General features: G+C 70.1%; 19 protein-coding genes and 1 tRNA gene. 12 read left to right on the top strand and 8 right to left on the bottom strand.

Features of this window, described 5'->3' with window-relative positions; translation table 11 throughout:
* Positions 1-15 precede the first annotated feature (15 nt).
* A complete protein-coding gene (locus MKL20_RS20345) occupies positions 16-1,677 on the bottom strand; it encodes a methyl-accepting chemotaxis protein (protein WP_244038201.1) in 1,662 nt (553 codons plus the stop codon).
* 89 nt (positions 1,678-1,766) lie between these two features.
* Positions 1,767-2,732, bottom strand: a complete 966-nt coding sequence (locus tag MKL20_RS20340; RefSeq protein ID WP_244038200.1) for a cytochrome-c peroxidase — start codon at positions 2,730-2,732, stop codon at positions 1,767-1,769.
* Positions 2,733-3,125: 393 nt separating this feature from the next.
* Here MKL20_RS20340 and MKL20_RS20335 point away from each other — a divergent pair, with 393 nt between their 5' ends.
* On the top strand, positions 3,126-4,010 hold the full coding sequence (locus MKL20_RS20335) for a 3'(2'),5'-bisphosphate nucleotidase CysQ (RefSeq protein WP_244038199.1): 885 nt from the start codon (positions 3,126-3,128) through the stop codon (positions 4,008-4,010).
* On the opposite strand, the gene MKL20_RS20330 is transcribed toward MKL20_RS20335, so the two are convergent.
* Positions 3,991-4,443, bottom strand: coding sequence for a YHS domain-containing (seleno)protein (locus tag MKL20_RS20330; RefSeq protein WP_244038198.1), 453 nt, complete (start codon positions 4,441-4,443; stop codon positions 3,991-3,993). The genes MKL20_RS20335 and MKL20_RS20330 overlap by 20 nt on opposite strands.
* A gap of 837 nt (positions 4,444-5,280) precedes the next feature.
* Here MKL20_RS20330 and MKL20_RS20325 point away from each other — a divergent pair.
* The 11 genes from MKL20_RS20325 (at position 5,281) to MKL20_RS20275 (ending at position 12,056) form a co-directional block, all read left to right on the top strand.
* Entirely contained in the window at positions 5,281-5,901 is a 621-nt protein-coding gene (locus tag MKL20_RS20325; protein WP_244038197.1) for a DUF1134 domain-containing protein, read from the top strand.
* A gap of 109 nt (positions 5,902-6,010) precedes the next feature.
* Positions 6,011-6,700: a hypothetical protein gene (locus MKL20_RS20320; protein ID WP_244038216.1), complete on the top strand. Its 690-nt coding sequence runs from the start codon at positions 6,011-6,013 to the stop codon at positions 6,698-6,700.
* Between the two features lie 127 nt (positions 6,701-6,827).
* The gene (locus MKL20_RS20315) at positions 6,828-7,130 is read left to right on the top strand and encodes a 3',5'-cyclic-nucleotide phosphodiesterase (RefSeq protein ID WP_244038196.1); all 303 of its coding nucleotides are present in this window, start codon (positions 6,828-6,830) and stop codon (positions 7,128-7,130) included.
* A gap of 115 nt (positions 7,131-7,245) precedes the next feature.
* Positions 7,246-7,593, top strand: a complete 348-nt coding sequence (lptM, locus tag MKL20_RS20310) for an LPS translocon maturation chaperone LptM (RefSeq protein ID WP_244038195.1) — start codon at positions 7,246-7,248, stop codon at positions 7,591-7,593.
* A gap of 135 nt (positions 7,594-7,728) precedes the next feature.
* Positions 7,729-8,997 carry a diaminopimelate decarboxylase gene (lysA, locus tag MKL20_RS20305; RefSeq protein WP_244038194.1) on the top strand — a complete coding sequence of 423 codons (1,269 nt, stop codon included), beginning with the start codon at positions 7,729-7,731 and terminating at the stop codon, positions 8,995-8,997.
* 11 nt (positions 8,998-9,008) lie between these two features.
* Complete coding sequence (locus tag MKL20_RS20300; RefSeq protein WP_244038215.1) at positions 9,009-9,839, top strand: glycosyltransferase family 2 protein; 831 nt, start codon at positions 9,009-9,011, stop codon at positions 9,837-9,839.
* 12 nt (positions 9,840-9,851) lie between these two features.
* Positions 9,852-9,943 (top strand) — tRNA-Ser (locus tag MKL20_RS20295).
* A gap of 377 nt (positions 9,944-10,320) precedes the next feature.
* Positions 10,321-10,581: a hypothetical protein gene (locus MKL20_RS20290; protein ID WP_244038193.1), complete on the top strand. Its 261-nt coding sequence runs from the start codon at positions 10,321-10,323 to the stop codon at positions 10,579-10,581.
* Positions 10,582-10,924: 343 nt separating this feature from the next.
* The gene (locus tag MKL20_RS20285; protein WP_244038192.1) at positions 10,925-11,245 is read left to right on the top strand and encodes a GCG_CRPN prefix-to-repeats domain-containing protein; all 321 of its coding nucleotides are present in this window, start codon (positions 10,925-10,927) and stop codon (positions 11,243-11,245) included.
* A gap of 86 nt (positions 11,246-11,331) precedes the next feature.
* Entirely contained in the window at positions 11,332-11,523 is a 192-nt protein-coding gene (locus MKL20_RS20280; protein WP_244038191.1) for a DUF3606 domain-containing protein, read from the top strand.
* Positions 11,524-11,732: 209 nt separating this feature from the next.
* On the top strand, positions 11,733-12,056 hold the full coding sequence (locus tag MKL20_RS20275; protein ID WP_244038190.1) for a hypothetical protein: 324 nt from the start codon (positions 11,733-11,735) through the stop codon (positions 12,054-12,056).
* A gap of 71 nt (positions 12,057-12,127) precedes the next feature.
* Here MKL20_RS20275 and MKL20_RS20270 read toward each other — a convergent pair whose 3' ends face one another.
* The 5 genes from MKL20_RS20270 to MKL20_RS20250 form a co-directional block, all read right to left on the bottom strand.
* A complete protein-coding gene (locus MKL20_RS20270; protein WP_244038189.1) occupies positions 12,128-12,367 on the bottom strand; it encodes a hypothetical protein in 240 nt (79 codons plus the stop codon).
* Positions 12,368-12,397: 30 nt separating this feature from the next.
* On the bottom strand, positions 12,398-12,559 hold the full coding sequence (locus tag MKL20_RS20265) for a YqaE/Pmp3 family membrane protein (RefSeq protein ID WP_244038188.1): 162 nt from the start codon (positions 12,557-12,559) through the stop codon (positions 12,398-12,400).
* Between the two features lie 511 nt (positions 12,560-13,070).
* Positions 13,071-13,358, bottom strand: a complete 288-nt coding sequence (locus MKL20_RS20260) for a hypothetical protein (RefSeq protein ID WP_244038187.1) — start codon at positions 13,356-13,358, stop codon at positions 13,071-13,073.
* A gap of 177 nt (positions 13,359-13,535) precedes the next feature.
* Positions 13,536-13,820 (bottom strand): hypothetical protein, encoded by a 285-nt coding sequence (locus tag MKL20_RS20255; protein ID WP_244038186.1) that lies wholly within the window; start codon positions 13,818-13,820, stop codon positions 13,536-13,538.
* Positions 13,821-13,970: 150 nt separating this feature from the next.
* Positions 13,971-14,231 carry a hypothetical protein gene (locus tag MKL20_RS20250; protein WP_244038185.1) on the bottom strand — a complete coding sequence of 87 codons (261 nt, stop codon included), beginning with the start codon at positions 14,229-14,231 and terminating at the stop codon, positions 13,971-13,973.
* Positions 14,232-14,920: the final 689 nt, after the last annotated feature.

Here is a 14,920-nt window from a genome sequence, read left to right as displayed (position 1 = left end):
CCAGCGGCGACGCGCTCAGGCGGCCCGGACGTTCCGGAGGAACTGGTCGATCTCCGTGTGCAGGGCGCGGGATTGGACGGCCAGATCGTCGGCGGAGGTCGCGACGGCCTCGGCGGCATGGCCGGCATCGCCCGCCGAGCGGGCGACCTCGGAGATGTCGGCGGTCACCTTGTCGGTCCCGCCCGAGGCTTCGGACATGCTGCGCACGATCTCCCGCGTGGTGACGCCCTGGCCGTCGACCGCGCTGGCGATGCGCGTGGTCACGCCGCTCAGCGCGTGGATCTGGGCCGTGATGTCCTGGATCGCCTCGGCGGCGCCGCTGGTCGCCCCCTGGATGGCACCGATCTGCTGGCCGATCTCGTCGGTGGCCTTGGCGGTCTGCGCGGCCAGCTCCTTCACCTCGGCCGCCACGATGGCGAAGCCGCGCCCCGCCTCTCCGGCCCGGGCCGCCTCGATCGTGGCGTTGAGCGCCAGCAGGTTGGTCTGGCCCGCGATGGTGGAGACCAGTCCGACCACGTCGCCGATCCGGGCCGCGGCCGCGGACAGGGCCGCCATGATCGCGTCGGTGCGTGCAGCGGCCTCCACGGCGGCGGACGACATTCCGGCGGCATGGGCGACCTGCCGGCCGATCTCCTGCACGGTCGAGCCCAGGGTCTCGGCCGCCGCCGCCACGGCGTTGACGTTTCCGGCGGTCCGGTGCGCGGCCTCCGCGGCGCTGGTGGAACGCAGGGCCGTCCCGCCCACCGCGGCCTGCATCGTGCCGGACGAGGCCTGCAGGCCGGTCACCGCCTCGGCCACATGGGCGACGATCCCGCCGACCGAGCGCTCGAACCGGTCGGCGAGGTCGTGCAGCATCGTGCGCCGGGCCTGCTCCTCGCGCAGGCGGGCGGCTTCGGTGGCCTCGACCTGCTGCGCGGCCTCCGCCCGCGACGTGTCGCGGATCGCCACGACGGCGCGGGCGATGGCGCCGATCTCGTCCCGGCGGTTTGCGGCGGCCAGCGCGACGCTCGTGTCGCCGTTCGCCAGGCGGGTGGTCTCGTCGGTCAGCCGGACCAGCGGCCGGGCCAGATTGCCGGCGAGCCAGAGCGCCGTGATCGATCCGATGAGGACCACGCCGCCCCCGAGCCCGAGCATCGCCCAGATCTTCCAGGCCGTGGCCTCGCGGGTCGCCTGCATCTGAGCCCGGGCATCCGCGGCGGCGAGCGCCACGGCTTCGTCGAACCGCTGCCGCAGACGCCGGCTCTGCTGGGCCATCCGCTCCTGGACCGGGATCTCCCGCGCCTGCCGGATGCCCAGCAGGATCTCGGCATCGCCGCGCCATTGCCGCGCCTCGGCTTCCGCGCTCCGCGCCAGGGCCTGCATCGACTCGGACAGGGCGATGTCCTTCAGGCGCCCGAGCAGGACCGTCAATCGATCGCCCGCCCCGGTGAACTCCGTCTGGATCGGCGCCATGTCGAGGAGATCGGTCATCGCGCTCACCCGCGCGACCAACTCCTCGGCCCGGTGGAACTGGTCGCGGGCGGCGCGGCTCGTCTCGGCCGCCTCGGCGGTGCGCTCGGCGAGCCGCGACAGATCGCCGACCGCGCCGAGGCCGACGAGACCGGTGATCCCGGCCAGGAGCCCGGCGAGGAGCAGGAAGCCGAGGAGCGGGAGCAGGATCTTATAGCGGATGGACATGGCGACTTCCCGGTTTCCCGCTGAGAGCCGTCCCCGATCGCGCTGCGATCGGGGACGGATCCTGGAAAACATGATGTAAAATCAAAACTTTAGTTCGGCAGATTCGGCAGGGCGGTCCGGGTCTGCTCCGCGGTCAGCGAGCGCAGGAAGGCGATCAGGTCCGCGCGCTCCTCCGGGCTCAGTTTGAGCGGCTTCATCAGCGGCGATTTCGACGGCCGATCGAGACCGCCGGTCTCGTAGAACGCGACGATCTCCTCGAGATTGGCGAACTGGCCGGCATGTCCGAACGGCGCCCGGTAGGTCAGGTTGCGCAGCCCCGGCGTCTTGAACGCGTATTGCGCCAGCGGGTTGTCGGGCTCGAAGGTCCCGCGCCCGATATCCGTCGTCGGGATGCCGAGATCGTGGAACTTGTTGTCGGTGAAGTTCCAGCCGGTATGGCAGCCCGAGCAACCGGTCTTGCCGGTGAACAGGGCGAAGCCGCGCTGCGCGGCCGGCGAGATCGCCGTCGCGTCGCCCTCGATCCAGCGGTCGAACGGCGCCCATTCCGCCACGACCGTCCGCTCGTAGGTGGCGATCGCGGTCAGGAGGTTGTCCTGGGTGATACCGTCTCGCGGGAACAGCTTGCCGAACCAGGCTCGGTATTCCGGTATGCGTGTGAGGGTCGCGACGATCTCGGTGAACTTGCCGTCCATCTCGGCCTCGGCCGTGATCGGTCCGAGCGCCTGCATCTCCAGGCTCGGCGCCCGCCCGTCCCAGAACAGCGTCGGGATCCAGGCGGCGTTCAGCAGGGTCGGTGCCTTGCGGGCGAGCGGCGTGTTGGCCGCCCCGATCGCCCCGGGGACGGGAACCTCGAACCCGAAGGACGGATTGTGGCAGCTCGCGCAGCTGAGGTTCTGCTTCCCGCTCAGCCGGGGATCGAAGAACAGCATCTTGCCGAGGGTCGCCGTCTGCGGCGAGAACGGCGCATCGTTCGGGAATGTAATCGCCGTCGGCCTCTTATATTGAGCCTTGATGAGGTCCAATTCTGCTGCATTCGCGCCAACGATACAGAACATTATCAGTAAATATATCGGCAGCGCGAAATGTCTTCCGGGAGTCATGACGTGTCTCAGATCTAGCTTGTTCGATCTGCGTAACAAAGATCGCTGCCCAACCGCAAGTTTTTTACCTGATCCCGCACAGAACTATCGGTTCCCGGTTTAGTTATTTCTTAAGAAGAGATCACGTGGTCGGTTTTTCTCTTCGACGCGTCGTTCTGAGGTGTTCGACGATGCTCACGCCGGGCCGTGAGAGGCAAATCGCGCCTGAATCGCCGACACCGGGGTCGAATCGGTCCGTTCGGCGGCGGGTTGTCCCACGTGCAGGACCACGCAACGGAACCGTTTCCCGCCCCAAACCGTCGACAATCTCAACCCGCTCGGGCATTCATGCGGGCGCGGGAGGCAACAATGATCGGCGCGGCGATGTTTTCGGGACCTGAGCGCGAGCGGATCGCCGCGGCGCTCGCCGAGATCGCCTGTGCCGCGGGTCAGGTCCTGCGGCGCTATCATCGCGGCCCCTGCCCGCACGCCCTCAAGCCGGACGGCTCGCCGTCGAGCGACGCCGATGTCGAGGCCGAAGCGCTGATCGTCGCCGCGCTCACCGCGCGCTTTCCCGGAATCGCAATCATCGCCGAGGAGGGCGCGCAGGCCGCCGACCTCGCGGCGCAGCCGGCCCAAACCTTCTTCCTGGTCGATCCCCTGGACGGCACCCGCGACTTCCTGGCCGGGACGCCGGACTATTCGGTCAACATCGCCCTGGTGGCGGGGGAGCGGCCGGTGGCGGCCGCCCTCGTCGCCCCCGGCCTCGGCCGGGTCTGGTGGGCGGGACAGGCCAGCGTCGAGGCCCCGGTGATCGAGGGGCGGCCGGGCGCGGGTCGGCCGGTGCGGGCCCGCCCGGCGCCGCGCAGCGGCCTCGTCGCCCTGGGGAGCCGGCGCCACGGCGATCCCGAGACCGCCACCTGCCTCGCAGCGCTGCCCGTCTCGGAGACCCGCCAATCCGGATCCGCGCTCAAGTTCGGGCTGATCGCCGCCGGCGAGGCGGATATCTACATCCGCTGCGGACCGACCATGGAATGGGACACGGCCGCTGGCGATCACATCCTGACGGCGGCCGGCGGCTGCGTGGTCGTCCCGGGCGGCGGTCCGATCCTGTACGGACGCTACCACGCCGGTTACCGCAACGGGCCGTTCGCGGCCCTGGGCGATCCGGACCTCGCCGCCGGGCTCGCCCTCCCCGTCCCCGGCGGAAAGGGCCGGGCGCCGGAGACGCGCCTCACCGCGGCGCATCCCTGATCGGCATATCCAATTGGCCCTGCAGGCCGGGCCACGCCGCCTCCGCCCGCCGGACCAGCTCTGGCTCGGCCAGGAACCGGGCGCGCCGCTCCGCATCCCGGAACAGGTAGAGGCGCTCGCCGATCACGGCGAAGACCAGGGGGTCGGCATCGACCAGGCGCCCGTCCAGGATGCCGGCGGCGTCGAAGCCGCCGAGCCGCGGGGCGTAGACCTCCGGATTGTCCCGGAAGGCGGCCCGGTCGGCGCCGCTGGCGAAGCGCCAGACCTTACCGCCCCAGGACAGCTCGAACCGCGCGGCGCCCGCCTGCGGTCCCTCCTTCAGGAAGTAGCTGACCGGGTCGAACCCCTCGAGTGCCAGCAGCTCGATCGTCGCCGCCGACGGGCCGGCCGCCGCCGGGACGCCGGCGGTGATCAGGAGTACGGCGAGCGCCAAGGCGGTCGCCGATCGCGATGCGCGCGGGCGGAGGCACAGGTTCTTGATGTCACGGGTACGCTCGCCGCGATCCGTTGCCCCCGATGCGAGGCCGAGCGGATTCACATATCGGGCTTCTGATCGGCCTCGGCCCGGTCCGGAGATGACACGCGCACTCCCTCCCCCCTCTGCGGGGGAGGGTGGCCCCTGCGTCAGCAGGGGTCGGGAGAGGGGCAGCGCGACGGTGGCAGATTTCACGCCTGTCGCGACTTTTTCGGACGCGTTGCTCCCCTCTCCCGACCCGCTTCGCGGGCCACCCTCCCCTGCAAAGGGCCTACGATATTCACACATCGGCTCGCGAAAGCCGCCACGCGCCCCCTCTCCCGTGCGGGAGAGGGTTGGGGTGAGGGACCAGGTCTGTCCGGAAAGCGCGCATCCCTCACCCTGTCCCTCTCCCGCACGGGAGAGGGGACCCGCGCCACATCCGGGGATGTGTGAATCCGATAGCGCAGAGGGGGGAGGGAAAGGCGCGTGCCCCTGGCCGTCGTTCTCCTCTGCCGAAGATGCATGAACATCGTCGGATGCGGAGTCGCGCTCCGGCCCGCGCGTCGAGCCGGGGGCCGGAGCGGCGTCAGGGCGCGTTAACCACATCTTGCGGTTTTCCTCAGAAGCTGGTCCGACGGAGCGGTCCGCGCCGTCCCGGATCGCGGGGTGAACCCGGTCGCGGCGGCGGCCGAGACCGGCCCGTGGGCGTGGCGGCAAGGATCCATCGCGGAACCGTTAGAGCATCGTCCCGAAAGGTGGCCACCGGCTTTCGGAAAAAGGCGACGCAGAGTCGAACCGGGCGAGGAGGCAACGATGACGGCACGAGACGAGCGCGGCACCCACCGCCGCCACCTGCTCCGCGCGGGCCTCGGCCTGGCGCTGGGCACGCCGCTGGCGGGCCTCGCCGGGATCGGCCCGGCTTTGGCTCGCGGCGAGGACCAGGACACGCCCGAGACCTTCCGCCCGGGCGAGATCGTGGAATCGGGCCACCGGTTTTTCGGCTCGGTCTCCCGCGGCCTCGCGCTCACCGTCGAGGAGGCGGGGCGACGCTGGGGCGAGCCGAACGGCTACATCCTCGGGCAGGAGGGCGGGGGCGCCGTGGTGGCCGGCGTCCGCTACGGCGAGGGGACGCTCTACACCCGCAATGCCGGTCAGAAGCACGTCTACTGGCAGGGTCCGTCCGTAGGCTTCGATGTCGGCGGCGACGGCGCGCGCACCATGATGCTGGTCTACAACCTGCCGAACGTGCGCGAGCTGTTCCGGCGCTTCGGCGGCGTCGACGGCTCGGCCTATCTGGTCGGCGGCTTCGGCATGACCGCGGTGGTGAGCGACCGCATCATCGTGGTCCCGATCCGCAGCGGCGTCGGCGCGCGGCTGGGAATCAATGTCGGCTATCTCAAGTTCACCCGGGAGGCGACCTGGAACCCGTTCTGATTGATGAGCGTAGCTTGATTTCGCCCCGGCGGCCGTCCTGGGTTAGACTGAAACCGGGCCGGGTTTTCCGGCTGCATGCGCGGGCTGCTCCCTCGTGATCGAAACCGTGATGATCTTCGCGCTGGGTTTCTTGGCGGCGAGCCTGTGCGGCCTGCTGCTGCTCCCGGCGCTCAACGCGCGCGCGGCGCGCCTGGCGCGGCGACGCGCCGAGGCACGGCTGCCGCTGTCGCCGGCCGAGATCGCGGCGGAGCGGGATTTTCTGCGCGCGCAATTCGCCGTGCAGCAACGGCGCCTGGAGCGCCGGGTCGAGACCGTGCAGGCCAGGCGCCACGAAGACCTCGCGGCGATCGGCGCCGGCGCGATGCGGGCGGCCGCCCTCGCCCGGGACGTGGCCGCCCGGGACGCCGAGATCGCGCAGGCGCAGGCCAAGTCCCGGGAGCTCGAGACCGAGCTGGCCAGCGCCCGCGAGGACGGCACAGCGAGCCTTGCCACCCTGCGCGCCCTCGAAGACGCGCATGCGGACCTGCTCGACAGCCTCCTGGCGGTTCGGCAGGGCCGAAGGGCCGATCAGCCGCAGGGCGAGGATGCGGCCGCACTGGCAGCGGAGCGCGACGCTCTGCGCGCCAGCCTGAAGGCGGCCGAGGAGGCCCTGGCCCAAACCCTCGCGGATCGCCAGGGCGGCACCGAGGGGGAGTACGCCGATCTGCGCCGGCGGATCACCGAGGTCGCCGACGCCCTGACCGGTCAGGACCGGATGCCCAAAGCGGCATTCCCGGCGCCGCAGCCCGAGCACGTCTGACCGGGCCGCGTGGGCCGTTCGCCACCGAGAAACGTTCGCGGGTTGCCTTGTTTCGACCATGCAAAGGCATCATCGCAACCCGGATTGATCCCGACATTCCTGACTCCGAGAGATGGTACGTATCCCCATGCGCCTGAAGCCAATCCTTCTCGCCGTCGCGGCAGCCACCGCCCTGACGCTGCCGGCCGCGGCGCAGCAGTCGAAGCGCGGCAACGAGACCCTGAAGAAATACTGCACCGGCGATTATCTGACCTATTGCGGCAACCTGGCCCCCGACGATCCGGCCACCGATGCCTGCTTCCAGAAGAACTGGAAGAAGCTCAGCGAGAATTGCCGCCGGGCGATCGACGCCTACGAGGCTCAGCAGCAGCAGGACGCCCCCGCCAAGGGCAAACAGGGCGCGCAGGGCTCCAAGGACCAACGCGGCTGAGCACAGCCTGGCAGCGTGTAGCGGCTGCGCGCTCGCGCCGACGCCCGGCAACGGCTAAGGTAGCGCTCCCGCCGGCTCTCGAGCGCCGGCGCCGAGCCCGTCGGACCTGCGCGCGATGTTGTCGTCTCCCGCCCTGAAGCTCCTCGCCGTGTCCGGCCTCGTGGCCCTCGGGGTCTCCGCCTGCGGACGGCGGGGCGCCCTCGAGCCGCCTCAGACCGCGGCGCCGACCCCGACCGCGCAGGCGGGATCCGACTCGGTCAACGGCCGCCGGACCCTGCCGGTCTCGGTCGGCCTCGGCGGCGGCGCGGAGGAGCCGACGGCCGAGGGGGTGCGGACCGGGGACGAGCTCTCCGTCGCGGCGGTTCCGCCGGGCGGCACCGGGGCGCCGATCGAGACCAGCCGCGGCGCGAAGCGCGGCTATCGGATCCCCAAGGAGCCTTTCATTCTCGATCCGCTGCTGTAGACGGCGTTTGCCGGAGCCGCGCTCCGCGCCTGCGCCGCGCTGCGTCCGTCATCGATGGGCGCCCCGCCGGCAGGCGGCCGGGATGTTTCACGGGAAACACCCCGCGCTCCGGCGTGCAGGAGAGACACGGCCGAGATGCACCATTTCCACTATCGCGACGGCCGCCTGCAGGCCGAGGACGTCGACCTGACGGGCCTCGCCGCGGAGGTCGGCACGCCGTTCTACTGCTACAGCACCGCCACCCTGGAGCGGCACTACCGCGTGTTCGCCGAGGCCTTCGCGGGCGACGACGCGCTGGTCTGCTTCGCCATGAAGGCGAACTCGAATCAGGCCGTGCTGCGGACCCTCGCGGCCCAGGGCGCCGGCATGGACATCGTCTCCGGCGGCGAACTGCACCGGGCGCTGGCGGCCGGCGTCGATCCGGCCAAGATCGTCTTCTCCGGGGTCGGCAAGACCCGGGACGAGATGGTGGCCGCGCTCCAGGCCGGCATTTTCTGCTTCAACGTCGAGAGCGAGCCGGAACTGGCCCAGCTCTCGGAGACCGCAGTGAGCCTCGGCCTGACCGCGCCGGTCTCGGTGCGGGTCAACCCGGACGTGGATGCCGGCACCCACGCCAAGATCTCCACCGGCAAATACGAGAACAAGTTCGGCATCCCGATCACCCGGGCGCCCGCGGTCTACGCCGCCGCCGCGACTCTGCCGGGGCTCGCGGTCCACGGCGTCGACATGCATATCGGCAGCCAGATCACCGACCTCGCGCCGTTCGCCAGCGCGGCCAAGCTGCTTGCCGACCTCGCCCGGCAGCTCCTGGCGGCCGGCCATCCCCTGCGCCACATCGATTTCGGCGGCGGCCTCGGCATCCCGTACCGGGACGACAACGCCCCGCCGCCCGATCCCGCCGCCCTGGCGGCGACCCTGCGGCCGCATTTCGCGCCGCTCGGCCTGCGCCCGGTCTTCGAGATCGGCCGGATGATCTCCGGCAATGCCGGGATCCTGGTGACCCGGGTGCTGTACGTGAAGCACTCCGAGGGGCGCACCTTCGTGATCGTCGACGCCGCGATGAACGACCTGATCCGCCCGACCCTGTACGAGGCCTATCACGGCCTGCGCCCCGTCGCCGAGCCGGGGCCGGACACGCCCCGCATCGTCGCCGACGTGGTCGGCCCAGTCTGCGAGACCGGCGACTATCTCGCCCTCAACCGCGAGATGCCGGCGGTGACGGCCGGCGACCTGATCGCCGTGATGAGCGCGGGTGCCTACGGGGCGGTCCAGGCCGGCACCTACAACACCCGCGCCCTGGTGCCGGAGGTGCTGGTGCGCGGCGACCAAGCGGCCGTGGTGCGCCCGCGGGTCAGCGTTGAGGATCTCGTCGCCCTCGACCGGGTGCCGGACTGGCTGGCGTGACCGAAACGCCGATGGGCCTTGGGGCGACCGGCCCGGCGCCGCTGCCCCTGTCGATCTTCATCATCGCCCGCAACGAGGCGGACCGGATCGGCGCGACGATCCGGGCGGTGCGCGACCTGACCGACGACCTCGTGGTGGTCGATTCGGGCTCCACGGACGGCACCCAGGCGCTCGCGGCTTCGCTCGGCGCCCGGGTGATCCACAATCCCTGGCCGGGCTACGGCCCGCAGAAGCGTTTTTCCGAGGAGCAGTGCCGGCACGTCTGGCTCCTGAACCTCGACGCCGACGAGGTCGTCCCCGCCGACCTCGCCGCCGAGATCCGCGCCCTGTTCGCGTCGGGCGAGCCAAGCCGGCCGGCCTGGCGGATCGGCATCGCCGAAATCTTCCCCGGCGAGGGCCGACCCCATCCCTGGGCCTATACCCTGACTCCGGTACGGCTCTACCGCAAGGACCGGGGGCGCTATTCCGCTTCCCCGGTCCACGACCGCGTCGCCCTGGAGCCCGGGGTGAAGCCCGGCCGCCTCCGGGGGATCATCCATCACTTCTCGGTGCGCTCGCTGGGCGACCAGCTGGACAAGCTCAACCGCTATTCCGACCAGCAGGCCGACGACCTCGAAGCCCGGGGCGTGGTGATTCCGAGCTGGCGCGTGTTCGTCGAGCTGCCGGGCAATTTCCTCAAGGCCTATCTCGGCCGGCGCCACTTTCTGCGCGGCACCTACGGCTTCCTGACGGCCATGAACTACGCCATGTCGCGGCATCTGCGCATCGCCAAGCACTACGAACGCCGCCGCCGCGCCGCCATCCCACCGGATCGGGTTGACCCGCCCGATCCGACCTTCTAGAGCCAGAGCGCCGGAGACGTGGCCGAGCGGCTGAAGGCACTCGTTTGCTAAATGAGCATACCCCGAAAGGGGTATCGAGGGTTCGAATCCCTCCGTCTCCGCCAGCTTAGCGGCCATCCGCCGTCGCAACTGGCTTTTCCAAGTGCTCTCGCCGAGCCGTCTCCCCGATCTACGGGGACGACCGACCTCACCGCACCGAGATGTCGGACCGCACCGGTCGAAGGGCCAACGCCTCTCCAGACACAACGACAGGGTCTGCACCGCGTGGACTTCCGACCTGGGTTCATGCCCCTCCCGATTCTGGCCGGTTCGCCCCCGTCGCTCTTGCGCCACCTCACGCAAATGCAGGGCGCCATTTAATCCGTCGCACCGCGTGCGGGGCGGCACGTCACGCTGGGACGGGATGCACCATCTTAGTCTTGCACAAGACGAAACAGACCCGAACGACCGGTCTGTAGTTTGCAGGAGCTGAGTTTCACCCATGAAGACCCGTATCGCCGCTGCCGTCACCGCGCTTGTCCTTGGCGTCGCCCCGATCTCGTCCGCCATGGCATCCAACGGTGCGCGCTGGACCGGCTTCACCCCCTATGAGGTCGAGACCACCGGTACCCTGGGGCTCGGGGTCCACGACGCGCCCATCTACGACAGCTGCCCGATGAGCTCGGCCGCGGAAGGCAACGCCAACCAGCAGACGCGCCCCGTGAAGCAGTACGGCCAGACCAGCGGCGGCTATCGGTGCTGATCCGGATCGCAGGCATCCCCGCATGGCGCTGAAAGCCTTCTCGTACGCGATGATCGGGGCCTTCGTCGGCGGCCTGCTGATGACCCTTCTCGGGTCCGCCGGCATGCTGCTGGGCTCCTGAGGTCCAAGCCTGGACTCGCGACGGATCCGATCGGATCGACCTGCGGCGGGGTGCGAGCCCCGCCGTCTTTCTGCGTCCTTCCCAAACCACATCGCGATCCGACCGCGTCCAGTTCACCATCAGGTTGATGAACGAGGCGACCAGAACGGGTTCAGGGGGCCGGCTCCATTCTCCTGGCATCCGGTCCGGCCAAGCGGGCCGACGGTTTCAGGAGGTCGTGTCATGGTGCGCTTCAAGACCCTCGCGATAGCCGCATCGCTCGCGGCGGGGCTCGCCACCGCCACGGCGGCGCAGGCGGCGCCGTTCGGTTATGGCCTGCCCGGCGGCGACGGGCTGATCGAGCGCGTCGCCGGCGGCTGCGGCCCGGGCTTCCATCCGAACCCGTGGGGCCATTGCCGTCCCAACGATCGCGGGTGGGGCTATGGCGGCCCCCGCGGAGCCTATGGCGGCCGCCCGGGATACGGCTATGGCGGCGGATACGGCGGCTATGAGCGGGGACCCGGCGGCTACGACGGCCCGCGCCGGTCCTACGGCGGGTGGTAAGCGCCGTCCGAGGTCGTGATCGATCGGTCACGTCGGCCGCGACTGAACCGGCAGGCCTCCCGGCGGTTCTCCCGCCGGAGGCTGCCATGTCCGATCTGTCCCAAGAGCCCAAGCGCGTGAATGTCGAGGATCCGAGTTCGGCGGCGTACTGGGCGCGCCGCTTGCAGGTGCCGGTCGAGGCTGTGACCGAGGCCGTGCGTGCGGTCGGCGACGAACCGGCGGCGGTCGCGGCGCATCTGGATCGGCCCTGGCCCTACGACGGCAGCGGGATCGTGTAGCGCACCGCGGCCGCCGACACCCCGGTATGCGCGCGGGGCCCGGGCTCGTCCTGAGCCTGATCACAACCAAGGGGCGCATTACTGCGAAATTTCGACATCTAGAATAGAATTATCAGCCAAATGGTCAGGCCGATACGCAGTATTTGCAGCTGTGTGCGCCGCAGTAACTGAGACATGCTCCGCACGGGCTCCGTGCAGAGCGTGCATTGATGATCGATGAATTCTCGGACGATCTGGCGGGTGATACCGAGCCGGGCTCCGATCAAGCTCAGGAGGCCAACGGCGTGGCCTTTCTGCTCGCCAGCGCGGCCTATCTGGCCCTCGCGGACGCCTATCTGCGTCGGGAAGGCCCGAACGGCCTGACCGTGATGGACGAGATCGAGGGCCGGATCGAGGAAGCCCTGCAAAGCTTCCTGACGGAAACGTCCTACGACGACGCGCGCCCCGACATCCTCGCGCATGCGACGGCCAAGATCCGAGCCCTGCTCGAAGCGGGACGCTCGATGTCTCCGGGACCCAGCTCTCTCCAATAACGCCGTGCGCGGGCCGGGAGGGGAGCCGCCGGCGCGTACCTCGCCTGCAGCCCGTCTTCCGCCCTGTGGCGCTATGGCCGCGGCGCGGATGGCTGCGGTGACGGAGCGGGGGCCTGCGGGTTCGCCTCCGGCGCCGGCTGGGGCTGCTGCGGTGCCGGGCTGGGCGCGGTCTGGTCGGTCTGGAGCGTTTGGTTCGCCTTGGTCTGGATCTGGTCGGCCGTCTGCTGGCTGATGACGCCGTAGGAGACGGCCGCCGCGAGGGCGACGGCGATGACCGCCCCGATGATCGTCTTGGTGAGCTTGGGCGGCATCAGCACCTCCTCTTCATCGCGGGTGGCGTGTCAGGCGGTTTCCCGGCGCGTGACCACCAGGGCCCAGATCGTCGCCGGGATCCAGCCGATGATGGTCAGGTGGAGCAGGATGCAGAGAATGCCCTGGAAGACCTTCCCGCGCAGGAACATGGCGAGCCATGGCGCGAGGAAACAGATGATAATCATGATCATGGGTTGAACGGCTCCTTGCGGCTGACATAGGGAGCCGCGCGCGTTCAGCTAGACCTTTGCCGTGCGGGGCTCGACGCGGCAGGCCGCGCGTCCGGGATCCCCGGCGGGACGCAGGGAGCCCGACAGGGGTACCCGTCCGGGAGAGCGGATCGGCTACCACGCATGCACGAGGTGCCCCCCGGCCAGCACGATGACGGCCAGCGTGACGAGCGAGATGCAGACCTTCCTGACCGCTCCCGCCGCGCGCGAGGGCCGGCGCCGGCCGTCCGGCGTCCTGAGGACCCTGATCTTCGGATCCGAGAGATGCTGCGTCAGGCTCTCGGGCAGCGGACGCTGCGATGAGCCAGACTTCGACCGCCCCTTACGCATGCTGGTCCCTGATCACGACCGCTCCACCGTCTGCGCCTCGTCCGCGCAAGCATCATCCCGAAAGGTGGTTGCCGGCTCTCGGAAAACGAGGCTGCAGCGTCAAAGCGTTTTCGGATCCGACATCCGGGATGAGGCGCCAGCGCTACCCGACGGTCACCGCGGCATCGATCGGGCTCACCGCGACGACGCGCGGCCCTCGAATCTCGGGATCGCGCTGCTCCCATGCGGACAGCGCCGCATTGGCCGCCTCGACGATCGCCCCCGGAGCGCCGCCGCCGATCTGGGGACGGATCGCCTCGACGAGCCGCGCCAGGATCGTCTGCTCCTCCAACGGGCGGTTCGGCATCGTCGCCCGCCTGCAGAACGCCGCGTAGACGTTCTCGGCGATCACACGGGCGGCGCGATCGGCGTCGGGTGTCTCGTGTGCCATCGTGGGTCCCCTCAAGAGCCTGTGGCCGTGGGCGCCGCCTCTACCTAGAGCGCTCGCCGCCGAAGGGGATACCGGCTCGGCGCAAGCGAACGCGTCCTATCAAGGACTTAGAGGCGAGCCCGATTGCGACGCGATTGGGAACGGCTCCAGCGCAGGGCGCGTCCGAAACAGCAGGCTCTAATCGTCGTCGGCATCCGCCGGCGAGCCGGGCGGCAGGGGACCGCCGTCGATTACCCCGGGATCCCCGGCGTTGAAGGGCGGCCCGTCGAAGCCGACGACGCCGTCGGGATTGTCCGGCGTGACGTTCGGATCGATCTGCCGGACGCCATCGCGGCCGAGGTGCTTGTCGATCCGGTCCATCCGCTTGAGATCGCGCTGGACCGGCACGTCCCGCGGATCCTGGGCCAGCGCCTCCGGCGAGACCGAGAGCGCCATCAAGGCGCCGAACGTCAGTAGCCGCATGTCGCAAAGCCCTTCGCGGTCCGGCGCCCGCGGCGCGCGTCGCCGCCGGCCGCCCGAGTCCGAATCCACAATGCCGGTGATTGCTCGGCGGATCAACGCAAAGTGGTAGACGGTCTCAGAACGCGTCCGGGATGCGGGGACGATCGACCGTCAATCGATCGGGCATCCTTCGGCCCGCTCCCGCCGGCGGCGCTCCGCGTTCTGCTGCGCCTGCTCCTGCCAGCTGTCCTCGGGCGGCGTCATCTCGACCTTGTTCGAGGCAATCCCCAGGGTTGTCGGACCGAGCGGCTTGGTCGGCAGCGAACCCGTCATCTGCGGCTCTTCGCAGCCCCGGTCGGCCCAGTCGCCCTCGGCCAGCGCCGGGGTTGCACACACGATCAGGGTCGCAACGATCGCCAGGAATCTGTTCATGCGTGCGGTCACAGCGTGCCGTCAAAGTCCGTTGACGGCGGGCGGAGCGTCGGATCGCGGACACCGGCCAGGCGTAGGGCGAAACGCTTAACGAAAAAGAGCCCGCCGCAGCTGATGCCGAGCGGGCTCGAAGGGGTCGTCTTGGGAGGAGGCCCCTCGTACCGCAGGGATGCCGGCCGGGGCATTCGCGTTCCGGCATGGCTGGAGCGCGCCGAAAGCATGTAACCGCCACGCTTGTACGCTTCAGCGCAGCGATTGAGCCGCTTTGACGTGTTCAAAGGCGATGCGGCTTACCGCGCGACTCGCGAAGGCGATGGGGATGAGACCGATAGCCACCGCAGCGGCTGCGAGCCGGTGGCCGCAGCCGCAGACTCCGGACATCGCGCGGGGAGGAGCCTTCGCGGCTCCAGAGGCTTCGATCGTAGCCACGGTCCTGTCATGACCCGCCGAACACGCGGGTCCCCCTCTCCCGTGCGGGCTAGCGGATTCACACATCGGGGCCGGCAGGATACGCTGGAGACACCGCGGCTCTCCCTCCCCCGCAGAGCTACGATGTTCACACCTCGGCTTGCGAAAGCCGCCACGCGCCCCCTCTCCCGTGCGGGAGAGGGTTGGGGTGAGGGACCAGGTCTTTCCGGAAAACGCGCATCCCTCACCCTGTCCCTCTCCCGCACGGGAGAGGGGACCCG

Origin of the sequence: Methylobacterium sp. E-066 (assembly GCF_022829635.1) — a bacterium.
GTDB lineage: Bacteria > Pseudomonadota > Alphaproteobacteria > Rhizobiales > Beijerinckiaceae > Methylobacterium.
This window is presented reverse-complemented; position numbering and strand designations above follow the sequence as displayed.